10 protein-coding genes are annotated in these 11,657 nt (G+C 63.7%); 9 read left to right on the forward strand and 1 reads right to left on the reverse strand.

Going from position 1 to position 11,657, the window contains the following annotated elements; all coding sequences use genetic code 11:
- Nucleotides 1-38: 38 nt before the first annotated feature.
- The 4 genes from FCL40_RS06700 to FCL40_RS06715 are packed head-to-tail and all read left to right on the forward strand — an operon-like array spanning nucleotide 39 to nucleotide 3,097.
- Nucleotides 39-1,208 (forward strand): MFS transporter, encoded by a 1,170-nt coding sequence (locus FCL40_RS06700; RefSeq protein ID WP_169307026.1) that lies wholly within the window; start codon nucleotides 39-41, stop codon nucleotides 1,206-1,208.
- Nucleotides 1,150-1,695, forward strand: coding sequence for an elongation factor P hydroxylase (locus FCL40_RS06705; protein ID WP_136852392.1), 546 nt, complete (start codon nucleotides 1,150-1,152; stop codon nucleotides 1,693-1,695). Before FCL40_RS06700 ends, FCL40_RS06705 begins: the two co-directional genes overlap by 59 nt.
- 7 nt (nucleotides 1,696-1,702) lie before the next feature.
- Nucleotides 1,703-2,815, forward strand: a complete 1,113-nt coding sequence (locus FCL40_RS06710) for an ATP-NAD kinase family protein (protein WP_136852393.1) — start codon at nucleotides 1,703-1,705, stop codon at nucleotides 2,813-2,815.
- 9 nt (nucleotides 2,816-2,824) lie between these two features.
- The gene (locus tag FCL40_RS06715) at nucleotides 2,825-3,097 is read left to right on the forward strand and encodes a YfcL family protein (RefSeq protein ID WP_136852394.1); all 273 of its coding nucleotides are present in this window, start codon (nucleotides 2,825-2,827) and stop codon (nucleotides 3,095-3,097) included.
- A gap of 62 nt (nucleotides 3,098-3,159) precedes the next feature.
- On the opposite strand, the gene mnmC is transcribed toward FCL40_RS06715, so the two are convergent.
- Complete coding sequence (gene mnmC, locus FCL40_RS06720; protein ID WP_169307027.1) at nucleotides 3,160-5,127, reverse strand: bifunctional tRNA (5-methylaminomethyl-2-thiouridine)(34)-methyltransferase MnmD/FAD-dependent 5-carboxymethylaminomethyl-2-thiouridine(34) oxidoreductase MnmC; 1,968 nt, start codon at nucleotides 5,125-5,127, stop codon at nucleotides 3,160-3,162.
- Between the two features lie 125 nt (nucleotides 5,128-5,252).
- Here mnmC and fabB point away from each other — a divergent pair, with 125 nt between their 5' ends.
- From fabB to truA, 5 genes are all read left to right on the forward strand, one after another.
- The gene (fabB, locus tag FCL40_RS06725) at nucleotides 5,253-6,473 is read left to right on the forward strand and encodes a beta-ketoacyl-ACP synthase I (protein WP_136852396.1); all 1,221 of its coding nucleotides are present in this window, start codon (nucleotides 5,253-5,255) and stop codon (nucleotides 6,471-6,473) included.
- Nucleotides 6,474-6,575: 102 nt separating this feature from the next.
- The gene (locus FCL40_RS06730) at nucleotides 6,576-7,721 is read left to right on the forward strand and encodes a 4-phosphoerythronate dehydrogenase (protein ID WP_136852397.1); all 1,146 of its coding nucleotides are present in this window, start codon (nucleotides 6,576-6,578) and stop codon (nucleotides 7,719-7,721) included.
- Complete coding sequence (locus FCL40_RS06735; RefSeq protein ID WP_136852398.1) at nucleotides 7,705-8,721, forward strand: aspartate-semialdehyde dehydrogenase; 1,017 nt, start codon at nucleotides 7,705-7,707, stop codon at nucleotides 8,719-8,721. The genes FCL40_RS06730 and FCL40_RS06735 overlap by 17 nt, the downstream gene beginning before the upstream one ends.
- Nucleotides 8,722-8,851: 130 nt before the next feature.
- Nucleotides 8,852-10,621 (forward strand): FimV/HubP family polar landmark protein, encoded by a 1,770-nt coding sequence (locus FCL40_RS06740; protein ID WP_169307028.1) that lies wholly within the window; start codon nucleotides 8,852-8,854, stop codon nucleotides 10,619-10,621.
- A 230-nt stretch (nucleotides 10,622-10,851) separates the two neighbouring features.
- Nucleotides 10,852-11,643, forward strand: a complete 792-nt coding sequence (gene truA, locus FCL40_RS06745; RefSeq protein WP_136852400.1) for a tRNA pseudouridine(38-40) synthase TruA — start codon at nucleotides 10,852-10,854, stop codon at nucleotides 11,641-11,643.
- Nucleotides 11,644-11,657 lie beyond the last annotated feature (14 nt).

Consider the following 11,657-nt stretch of genomic DNA (forward strand, 5'->3'; position numbering starts at 1 on the left):
TGACAAACGGTCGATTCTGGCAGCCACAGAGGCGGTTAATGGCGGCCAACTACCTGTGCTATTTCGCTATACAAGCGCTGACCGTGCCTTTCATGGGGGTCTATCTGAAGCTGCGTGGTTTCGATGCTCCCCAGATCGGCGCCCTGGTTGCCATCCAGATGGTGATCGCCATGGTGGCCCCCTATCTCTGGGCCAGCCTGGCGGATCGGGGCGGTCGCCGGGCCCTGCTGACCAAGGCGGGAGTGGCCCTGTCGCTGCTGAGCTTTGGCGGCCTGTTCCTGGTTGGCGGCTTCTGGCCGACGGCGGCGATCCTGGCCCTGTTCAGCTTCAGCTGGAGCAGCATCCTGTCCCAGCTTGAGGTGCTGACCCTGGCGCTGCTCCGACCTCAGGTGGAGCTCTACAGCCGGATTCGCAGCTGGGGCAGCATCGGTTTCCTGGTGATGGTGGCGCTGGCGGGCTGGATGTTCGAGCGCTGGAGTGTGGCGCTGCTTCCCTGGGTGGGGAGCGGTTTGCTGCTGGCGATGCTGCTGTTTTCCCTGCCGCTGAACGAGGGCGATGAGCCCGACCCTGAAGCTCGCCTCAGCGGATGGGATGGCGTCCACTGGCCCAAAGCCACCCTGTTTCTGCTGTTTGCCTTCTGTCTTAATGCCAGCCACGGCGCCTTCTACGGTTTCTACGTGCTCTACCTGCAGTCCCTGGGGATCAGTGAATCGGTGGCAGGGATGCTGGTGGCGGCCGGTGTGGTGGCCGAGTTGGGGCTGTTTGTCCTGATGCCGCGCCTGCTGAGGCGTTGGCCCCTGGATCGGCTGATGATCGCCTGTGGTATGCTGGCGTTGCTGCGATGGTACCTGACGGCACAGACGCACACCCCCTGGGGGCAGGTGCCCGCCAACCTGTTGCATGCGGCCAGCTTCTCCCTGGCGCACGTGTGTGCCATGCAGTTTATCCACCACGAGTTTGCTCCTGGCATCCAGGGGCGAGTGCAGGCACTGTACCGAAGTCTGGCCTTCAGCGGCGGCGGTGCGCTGGGGGTGTTTTTCAGTGGATTGTTGTGGCAGCGTCACCCCGGGCAGATCTGGTGGCTGGCCATGGGACTGGCCGCGACTGCGCTGTTGGTGGCATTGATCTCCAAGGGATTGAATTACAACAATGGGATGGTCCACCGAAGTGACAGAGACGCCGAACCTTGCCCTGATCCGGCTGTTTAACCTGGGGCTGGGCAGACAGTTCAATACCAGGTTGATTGATCTGGGGAGCGACCCCCTCTACCTGCCGGCGGATGAGCACTGCCCCTGGCACCGCATCTATTTTGCCCACGGTTTCTTCGCCAGTGCCCTCCATGAGTTGGCTCATTGGACCCTGGCCGGGGCGGCCAGGCGTCAACGGGTGGATTACGGTTACTGGTACCATCCCGACGGGCGCAGCGAGGCGCAGCAGGCCGCGTTTGAGCGGGTGGAGGTGAAGCCCCAGGCCATCGAGTGGGCCTTCCACCTGGCCGCCGGTCGCCGTTTCAATGTCAGTGTGGACAACCTGGGGGGGGCGCAGGTGGATCGGGCCACCTTTCAGAGACAGGTGCAGGCGCAGACCCGCCGCTATCTGAAGCAGGGATTTCCTCCCAGGGCACAGGCCCTGATCGAGGATCTTCACCGCTACTATGCAACTCCGGCCCTGTCGCCGGAACAGTTTGAATGTTGAGGCAAGGATGAACAGAGCATTTCGACTCGGGGTGATCATCAACCCCCTGGCTGGACTGGGGGGGAGCGTCGCTCTCAAGGGCAGCGACGGCATGGCGGAGCAGGCGCTGGCCCTGGGGGCCGAGCCTAGGGCTCACCTGAGAATGGCCACCGCCCTGGAGCAGCTGGAGGGGGAGCGGGATCAGTTTGAGCTGCTGACCGCCTCCGGTCCCATGGGGCAGGCGCTCCTGGAGACCCTGGGGTATCAGCCGACGGTGGTGCATCACTGCGCGGCGCCCACTGGCGCCGAGGATACCCGGTTGGCGGCTCGTGCCCTGATGGAGGCCAGGGTGGACCTTATCCTGTTTGCCGGTGGTGATGGCACCGCCCGGGATATCTGCGCCGAGGTCCATGACCGCCAAGCGGTGCTCGGGGTACCGGCCGGGGTGAAGATCCACTCCGGCGTCTACGGCATCACCCCAAAGGCCAGCGGCGAGGTGGTGGCCAAGATGGTGCGCGGCGAGTTGCTCTCCACCCAGCTGGCCGAGGTGCGCGACATCGACGAGACCGCCTTCCGCCAGGGGCGGGTCCAGGCCCGCCACTTCGGTGAGATGCGCATCCCCGAGGCGCTGCAGTATGTGCAGGCGGTGAAGATGGGGGGCGTGGAGGTGGAAGCCCTGGTGCTGGATGACATCAGTGCGGAATTTCGGGAACGGATGGATGACCATTGGCAGTACATCATGGGGTCCGGATCCACGGTGGCGGCGGTGATGGAGCACCTGGGGCTGGAGAACACCCTGCTGGGGGTGGACCTGATTGCCGGGGAGCGACTGATCGGGCAGGATATGACTGCGGTTCAATTGGTTGACGCCGTTAACGGCCGCCCCACCAAGCTGGTGGTGACCCTGATTGGCGGTCAGGGCCACCTGTTCGGTCGGGGCAACCAGCAGCTGAGCCCGGCGGTGATCCGCGCCGTTGGCAAGGACAATATCCTGGTGCTGGCCACCAAGGCCAAGCTAGAGGCCCTTGAGGGAAGGCCGATGATCGCCGATACTGGCGACCCTGAGCTGGATGCCCAGCTGGCCGGTTGGTATCCCATCATCACCGGCTATCACGATGAAGTGTTGTACCCATTAGCGTAGGAAGGGTGGATGTTAGAGCAAATTGAACAGCAGGCGAACCAGTGGATGACCGAGATGGTGGAGCAGGGCAGTGACGACCAGGTGTTCGCCAGCGGCTACCTGCAGGGGCATCTGGCCCTGAGCCTGAGTACCCTGGAGGAGAGCGGGGGCGAGCTGTTGTCGTGCCTGGCCCAGGATATGCTCGTCCGCCTGGATGAGGCCAGCAGCGAGCTGGCACCGGAGGATCTGGCCCTGGTGCACAATGCCTGGCAGCAGCTGCTCAGCCGGCTGCAGCAACACTGAGGCGGAAGATGGACAAGAGAGGCTCCCTGGGGAGCCTCTCTTGCGTTGAGGGAGGTGCGCCGTTAATCGGCCTGACCCTGGTCAACCGGGGGGTGGCCCTTGTTGATGCGCCGTTGCCAGAAACGCCCCGGCAGCAGCCTCTGCAGCAGCCCCTGGGTGAGGGGCAGGGGCTCGGCGCAGATCAGTGACACCGCCGATTCCGCCATCAGGGCGCCGCTGCACAGTCCCCGGGAGCCCAGCCCGGCCACCAGGTGCAGCCCGGGCTGGTTCGGCAGGGGCGCGTCCCGCCACACCCTGGGGTCGGCGGCAACCCGGGACCAGTCGGTTATCGGTCCCATCAGGGGGAAGTGGTCCCGTACCGAGCCGCGGATGGCGGCCCGGCCGCTGTCATCCAGTGCCAGCTGCGCCAGCCAGTCACTGCCGGCGAAGCTGTTGGCCATGCGACCGCCGATCTCCTCGACATCCTCGGAGCGCCACTGCGAGTCGCGGCTGTTCTTGACGAAACTGGCGCCACAGGTAAGCCTGCCCGCCAGAGCCGGCACCAGATAGCCGTCGGCGCACAGTACCGTCTTGAGCCGGGATAGATCGCCCGACGACTCGGGGGCGCTGATCTGGCCTCTGACCGGCTGCAGCGGCAACGGCGCACTCTGGGCGAGATCGGCGCTGGCGTGGCCCATGCAGATCACCAGCTGCTGATGGCGGGCGGTGGATTGGTCAAACTCCAGTTGCCAGTGAGCCTGAGCTCGCTGCAACCCTTGCAACCGGTGGTGCCAGTGACAGGTAAGCAACCCGGTGGCCTGGGCCTGAGCCAGCAGGGCCAGGACCAACTGCTCCGGAGCCAGCCAGCCGCCATAGGGGAAGAACAGGCCCCCCCGGTCCAGGGGCAGGTCGGCGATGTGGCTGGCGGCATCCCGATCCACCCGGTGCACCAGCTCACAGGGGAACCCGGCGGCGCCGATGCGCTCGAGCTTCTCGGCGTCCTTGGGGCTTTGGCTCAGCTGCAGCACCCCGCACCAGTCGTGATCCACCGAATGACCGTTCTCCACCAGTCGACTCAGGCGTTGGCGGGCCAGCAGGAACCCCTGTTGGTAGAGGGCGCTGAGGCCATCCTCCGCCAGGTTCATCAAGGGGTAGAGGGCGCCCTGGCGATTGCCGGAGGCGCCGTCTGCGGGGCCGGCGTCTTGACCGTAGAGGGTGACGGCGATGCCGCGCTGCACCAGGCTCAGGGCGGTGTGAGCGGCGGCAATCCCGGCCCCTACCACTGCCACCTCGTCCGGGCGGGAGGCCTGGGGTCGGTCTGGTGTGAAGTGGCCGGAGATCATCTCCCGCTTGACGCCATAGCCCTGGTCCTTGGTGACGGTGAAACCGTGCTTCTCCAGTCCCCGGCGCACATGGCCGGCGGCGGTAAAGGTGGCATAGCTGGCGTTCCGGTGGCTGAGACGGGCCATCTGCTCATAGAGCTGCTCCTGCCACATCTTGGGGTTGCGGCTGGGAGTGAAGCCATCGAGGAACCACACGTCCACCAGTCCCTCCTCCGGGGCGTACATCTGCTCCAGGCACTGGTTGACGTCTCCCAGCCACAGGTCCACCACCACCTGTCCCTGGTCAAACTCCATGCGGTGGCAGCCGGGAATGGGCATGGGATAGGCCGACTTGAGCTGGCGGCACTGTTCGGCGAATTCGGGCCAGTGGCGGTGGGCCTTGGCCAGATCCGCCTCGGTCACCGGGTACTTCTCCATGGTGACGAAGTGGAGCCGCTTGCACGGCGCATCGGGATGGCGTCGCCGGAACTCGCGGAAGGCGTGCCAGAGCACCATCAGATTGAGACCGGTGCCGAATCCGGTCTCGGCCACCACCAGGGTGTTTCGGGGATGCTCTGTAAATCGTTCGGGAAACCCGTTATGTTGCAGGAAGACGTAGCGGGTCTCATCGATGCCGTCTACGGTGGAGAAGTAGACATCGTCAAATTCGATGGAAACCGGGGTGTCGGAGTCGCGCCAATCCAGTTTGGCGTGGCTGATGGATCTCACTGGGGTACTCGCTGTGGCAATTTGAGACGCTATTCTAACCCCGAGGGGGGAAAGCCGACCAGTTTCGCCTGTAAAACAGGCTAAGATGGCGGCGGTTTAAAGATCTTCATACACAGGATACAACGATGAAGCGAGTTGTAATTACCGGACTGGGCATCGTTTCCAGTATTGGCAACAACGCCGAGGAAGTGAAAGCTTCCCTGAAGGCTGGTAAGAGTGGCTTGAGCTACTCGGAACAATTTGAGGAACTGGGCCTGCGCAGCCGGGTGTGGGGTGATCTGAAGATCGATACTTCCGAGCACATCGACCGCAAGACCCTGCGTTTCATGGGCGATGCCGCGGCCTACGCCTACATCGCCATGAAGGAAGCGATTGAGGATGCCGGTCTGGCCGAAGACCAGGTCAGCAACCTGCGCACCGGCATCATCGCCGGCTGCGGCGGTGCCTCCTCCCTGAACCAGGTGCAGGCTGCCGACACCCTGAGAACCAAGGGTGTGCGTCGGGTGGGTCCTTACCTGGTGCCCCGCATCATGTCCTCCACCGCTTCCGCCTGTCTGGCGACTCCCTTCAAGATCAAGGGGGTGAACTACTCCATCAGCTCAGCCTGCGCCACCAGTGCCCACTGCATCGGCAACGCGGTTGAGCAGATCCAACTGGGCAAGCAGGACATCGTCTTTGCCGGCGGTTCCGAGGAGCTGCACTGGACCCTGGCCATGGGCTTCGACGGCATGGGGGCGCTGTCCACCAAGTACAATGACGATCCCACCAAGGCATCCCGCACCTACGACGTCGATCGTGACGGCTTCGTCATCTCCGGTGGCGGTGGCATGGTGGTGGTCGAGGAGCTGGAGCATGCTCTGGCCCGCGGCGCCAAGATCTACGGTGAGATCATTGGCTACGGTGCCAACTCCGATGGTTACGACATGGTGGCGCCCAGTGGCGAAGGCGCGGTGCGCTGCATGAAGATGGCCCTGGAACAGGCTGGGGACGACGTGTCCATCGATTACATCAACACCCACGGCACCTCCACTCCTGTGGGCGACACCAAGGAGTTGGGTGCCATCCAGGAGGTGTTCGGTGCCAACAGCCCCGCCATCAGCGCCACCAAGGCGATGACCGGCCATGCCCTGGGCGCTGCAGGTGTTCATGAGGCGATCTACAGCCTGTTGATGATGGAGAACGACTTCATCGCCCCCAGCATCAACATCGACAACCTGGATCCGGAAGCCGAGGGGCTGGACATCGTCACCCAGACCCGTGAGCAGCCGGTGACCACCTTCATGAGCAACAGCTTCGGGTTCGGCGGCACCAACGCCACCCTGATTGTGCGCAAGTACCAGGGTTAACTCCCGAGCCTGCGAACACTCATGATGAAGCCGGGATACTGTATCCCGGCTTCGCTTTTGGTACACTTCCCCTCCTGTATTCCCCTTTCCCCTCCCTGACCGATGATTATCGTTGCTGATGAGAATATGCCGGCGCTGGACGCCATGTTCGGTGGTCATGCCGAGATCCGTACCTACCCGGGGCGTGAGATTGGCCCAGACCAGGTAGGCGATGCCGAGATCCTGCTGGTGCGCAGCGTGACCCGGGTAGACCCGGCGCTGATTGAGGCGGCTCCCCGGCTTAAGTTCGTGGGCACCGCCACCATAGGTTTTGACCATATCGACACCCGCGCCCTGGAGGCCCGGGGGATCTCTTGGAGCAACGCACCAGGCTGTAATGCCGAGGCGGTGGGTGAGTACGTGCTCACTGCGCTTTTGACCCTAGCCGAACGGCTGGGTGTGCCGCTGAAAGGGCGCACCCTGGGGGTGATCGGTGCCGGCAATACCGGCAGTGCCACCGCTGCCAGGGCGGCGGCTCTGGGGATGAGGGTGCTGTTGAATGACCCGCCGAAGCAGCGCGGCGGGGATCCCCGCGCCTTCGTCGATCTGGGCACCTTGCTGACTCAGTCCGATGTGGTCTGCTGTCATGTGCCGCTGAGTCGCCAGGGCGCGGACGCCACCTTCCACCTCCTGGATGCGGCCCGGCTTGGGCTGATGAAGGCGAATGCCTGGTTGGTGAACGCCTGCCGGGGGGAGGTGGTGGACAATGGTGCGCTGATCGCCCACAAGCGGACTCATCCTGAGTGCCGGTTGATCCTGGATGTCTGGGAGGGAGAGCCCAATCCCATGGCTGAGCTGGTGGCACTGGCGGAGATCGCCACGCCCCACATCGCCGGTTACAGCGTGGAAGCCAAGCTCAGGGGCAACTGGTTGCTGCTGAGTCGGCTGGGGGAGACGCTGGCCCTGGATGAGGTGCCGCCTCTGACCACCTATCTGCCCCAAGCTGCCATCTCCACCCTGGGGTTGTCGGCGCCGGCGGCCCAGAGCGATCTGGCCAGGGTGGCGCGACTGGTGTATGACATCGACGCCCAGGATCGCCGCTTCAGGGAGTGGAGCGGCCAGGTAGGCGGCTTTGATCGTCAACGCAAGGCGCACCTGGAGCGCCGGGAATTTATGTCTTTGACCATAGTTGGCCCTGCAGAGCAGGCGGCCCTCTGGTCCCAACTTGGATTTAACACGAGAGAGAACCTCCATGGCACAGGCCTTTAATATCGCAGTTCTCGGTGCCACCGGCGCCGTTGGTGAAACCCTGGTTCAGATCCTGGAGGAGCGCAAATTCCCCGTGGGGCAGCTTTTTCCGCTGGCCAGCGCCAACAGCGCCGGTACCAGCATCCACTTCAAAGGGGAGGAGCTGACGGTCCTGGATGTGGAGCAGTTTGACTGGAGCCAGGTGGAGCTGGCCTTTTTCTCCGCCGGTGGCGAGGTGTCCGCCCGCTGGGCCCCCGAGGCCGCCGACGCCGGCTGCGTGGTGATCGACAACACCTCCCATTTCCGCAACGACCCGGAAGTGCCGCTGGTGGTGCCGGAGATCAACTCCCATGCCCTGGAGGAGTTTCGCAATCGCAACATCATTGCCAATCCAAACTGCTCCACCATCCAGATGCTGGTGGCGCTCAACCCCATCCACCAGCAATACGGCATCGAGCGCATCAACGTGACCACCTACCAGTCGGTCTCGGGGGCCGGCCGTCGTGCCATCGAGGAGCTGGCCAAGCAGTGTGCCCAGTTGCTGAATGGCCTGCCCGCCAACAACGAGGTGTTCGACAACCAGATCGCCTTCAACTGCCTGCCCAAGATCGACGCCTTCATGGATAATGGCTACACCAAGGAGGAGATGAAGATGCTGTGGGAGACCCAGAAGATCCTCGGCGATGCCTCGGTGATGGTGAACGCCACCGCGGTGCGGGTGCCGGTGTTCCATGGCCATGGTGAGGCGATCCACCTTGAGACCCGTCAGCCCACCTCGGTGGAGGAGGTCAAGGTGCTGCTGAGCCAGGCCCCCGCAGTGACCCTGATGGAGGAGGATGTGGACTACCCCACCCAGGTGGGGAACGCCACCGGCCAGGATCAGGTGTTTGTCGGTCGGGTTCGCCAGGACTTGAGTCACCCCTGTGGCCTCAACCTGTGGGTGGTGGCGGACAACATCCGTAAGGGGGCGGCCTTGAATGCGGTGCAGATTGGTGAGGTGCTGATCCGCGATTACCTCTGAGGGACAAAGTGTGAAGCCGGTGACATACACCGGCTTCACAACCGCTGTCGTCCTTTTACAAGATAAGATATAGTGTTGAAATCGCTGTAATTAGATTCAGATAACGATTCGAGATATGCGGGCCTGCAAAATGACTGGAAAGCAAAGGGTATTGGCTGCTCTTCTGGGGGGCGCTCTGAGCTGCTCCCTTTCACTGGATGCCGTCGCCGAAGGGATATCGCTCGCCGGTCCCGAGGGCGAGGTCAAGCAGGTCACCATCGGCCCCACCAGCCCCAAGGACACCCTCTGGCGTCTCGCCAGTGCCCACCGGCCGGAGGGCGCGACCGTCTACCAGACCATGCTGGCCCTGTACCGGGCCAATCCTCAGGCGTTCAGCGCCGACAATCTCAATGCCCTGGAGAAGGGGATGGTGCTGACCCTGCCGGACAGCCAGACCATCCTGGCCATCGATCCTGCCGAAGCCAAGCGCCGGGCCACGCAGGACGACCGGCAGTGGAGTGGACAGGCGTCCCAACCCAAGGCAAAACCTAAGGGCGCGGCCCCGCAACCGGCGGTCGTGACCCCACAGCCCGAAGCGCAGACCACGGCTGATGCCAGCAGGGGCGTGGTGGACGGCCAGTTGACCGAACTGCGTAGCCAACTGGATGAGCAGCGCGCCCAGTCGGCCCAGCAGGTGGCTGAGCTGCGCGCCGAGCTGGGGCGCTCCATCGATGAAATGGGGGCGATGTTGGAGCAGAATGAACTGCTCAAGGCCCGCCTCGAGGAGCTCAATGACCAGATACAGGTGTTGCAGGATGCCCTGGATGACCAGCAGGCGGTGAACCGGGAGCTGGAGCAGCAACTGACGCCGCCCATGGCCACCGAGCCCACCGGAGAGGTGTTTGAACCTGTCGAGGAGATGGAGGAAAGCGGCATCTGGCAGCAACTGTGGAGCAAGCCCTGGTTGGTGGGGATTGCCGGTGTGGTGCCCACCATCTTCCTGTTGGCCCTGATCTGGCTGTTCCTGCGCCGTCGCTCGCCCGAGCCGGAGGCGGGTCAGAGCACTCCGGCCGAGGATCGCCGGCCCAGCCTGGGTGAGATGGCCGCCAATCCGGCCGCAACGCCGGAGTCCGACAGCGCCGGCGAGCCCGACCTGAAGAGCGCCATCCAGTTGGATCCTCAGGTGGATGATGACGAGGAGCCGGTCCAGTCTCTGGAGGAGTTGCTGCAGGAGCATCAGAGTCTGGAGCAACCCGAGGTGTCTCTGGCCGAGTCCGCGTCCGCACCGGCCGAGCCCCAGCCGGACGACGAGTTGCTGGCCGATATGGCGATGAGTGAGCTCGAACCCGATATCGACACGGTGATGAGTGAGCTGGGCGTGGCCCTGGACGACACCAATGGGATGGTCGAACTCGGTCACGACTCTGAGGATGTGGAGCCGAGCCTGGGTGAGGATGAGATTGACGCGCTGCTCAATGGGGCCGGTGAACCGCCGTCGTCCCCCCAGGAGGAGGTGCCGGAACCCGAGGCGGTGGAGCCGGCACCGGGTCTGAATCTGGCGTTGGGCGATGGCGAACCGGCGTTAACCCCTGCTGAGGCGCAACCCGCCGAGCCGCAGCAGGAAGGGTTTATCGACATCGATAAGCTGCTGGATGAGACCGGCAGCGGCGAGCCCAACTTCGAACCCTACAGTGGGCTGGATCTGGACATCGGCGATGCCGACCTGACGGAGCTGGTCGGGGGCGGCAACGGTGTCGATGTGGATGACGAGGAGGGCGGCTTCAGTGCCAAGCTGGATCTGGCCCGGGCCTACATCGAGATCGACGACAAGGACAGCGCCAAAGCCCTGCTCAAAGAGGTGGTGGAGAAGGGGGCGGATCCCCAGCGCCAGGAGGCCATGAGCCTGCTGGAGAAGATGTAAAATCCGACCGAACCAACAGCGGTGGCCCTGGCCACCGCTTTTTTTGGGCTCCAGGATCTCTGGGCCGCTGGCGAGACCGGAATTCCGGCTCTGCTGCATTTCAGATCCGTGCGCCGGGGTCGCTGTGAATGGCGGAGGATGGCCTGTGGTGGTCCGGCCAAGGGCGGGAGCCAACCGGATTGGAGTCTGGTATAATGCGCCCCTTTTGAGCTTTGCAGGTTGATGTTTCTATGAGAGTGGCACTGGGTATTGAGTATGACGGCAGTCGCTACTACGGCTGGCAACGCCAGCGGGAAGTGGTTGGCGTCCAGCAGCGCCTGGAGGAGGCGATCTCCGTCGTTGCCAATCACCCCGTGGAGGTCAGCTGTGCCGGCCGCACCGATGCCGGAGTTCACGGCACCGGTCAGGTGGTGCACTTCGATACTGATGCCATCCGCCCCGAGCGCGCCTGGACCCTGGGGCTGAATGCCAACCTGCCCGAGGACATCGCGGTACGCTGGGCCCAGCCGGTCAGCGACGAGTTCCACGCCCGTTTTTCCGCCACCGCCCGTCGTTATCGCTACATCATCTATAACCACAGGTATCGGCCGGCGATCCTGGGGCGCGGGGTGAGCCATTACTACCACCATCTGGATGAACGCCTGATGCACCAGGCGGGCCAACAGCTGCTGGGAGAGAACGATTTCAGCGCGTTTCGCGCAGTGCAGTGTCAGTCGAAGTCGCCCTGGCGCAATGTTCACCAGCTGAGTGTCAGCCGAAGGAACCATTTCGTCATTATGGATATCAAAGCCAATGCCTTTGTCCACCATATGGTGCGCAACATCGTCGGATCGCTGATGGAGGTAGGGAAAGGGGAGCAGCCGGTGGAGTGGATCGCCGAGTTGCTGGCCGGCAGGGACCGTAACTTGGCGGCGGCCACCGCCAAGGCGGAGGGCCTCTACCTGGTGGAAGTGGACTATCCTGACCAGTTTGGCCTGCCCAAGAGCCAACCGGGCCCCCTGTTCCTTCCCGACCCGTTGTAGGATTTTAGGCTAAA

Source organism: Ferrimonas sediminicola, assembly GCF_005116715.1.
GTDB lineage: Bacteria > Pseudomonadota > Gammaproteobacteria > Enterobacterales > Shewanellaceae > Ferrimonas > Ferrimonas sediminicola.

What these genes read in the sequence shown, in the direction of transcription:
- FCL40_RS06700 (WP_169307026.1), top strand. Translation starts at nt 39, where the DNA reads ATGGCGGCCAACTACCTGTGCTATTTCGCTATACAAGCGCTGACCGTG.
- FCL40_RS06705 (WP_136852392.1), top strand. Translation starts at nt 1,150, where the DNA reads ATGGGATGGTCCACCGAAGTGACAGAGACGCCGAACCTTGCCCTGATC.
- truA (WP_136852400.1), top strand. Translation starts at nt 10,852, where the DNA reads ATGAGAGTGGCACTGGGTATTGAGTATGACGGCAGTCGCTACTACGGC.
- FCL40_RS06730 (WP_136852397.1), top strand. Translation starts at nt 6,576, where the DNA reads ATGATTATCGTTGCTGATGAGAATATGCCGGCGCTGGACGCCATGTTC.
- FCL40_RS06710 (WP_136852393.1), top strand. Translation starts at nt 1,703, where the DNA reads ATGAACAGAGCATTTCGACTCGGGGTGATCATCAACCCCCTGGCTGGA.
- fabB (WP_136852396.1), top strand. Translation starts at nt 5,253, where the DNA reads ATGAAGCGAGTTGTAATTACCGGACTGGGCATCGTTTCCAGTATTGGC.
- FCL40_RS06735 (WP_136852398.1), top strand. Translation starts at nt 7,705, where the DNA reads ATGGCACAGGCCTTTAATATCGCAGTTCTCGGTGCCACCGGCGCCGTT.
- FCL40_RS06715 (WP_136852394.1), top strand. Translation starts at nt 2,825, where the DNA reads ATGTTAGAGCAAATTGAACAGCAGGCGAACCAGTGGATGACCGAGATG.
- FCL40_RS06740 (WP_169307028.1), top strand. Translation starts at nt 8,852, where the DNA reads ATGACTGGAAAGCAAAGGGTATTGGCTGCTCTTCTGGGGGGCGCTCTG.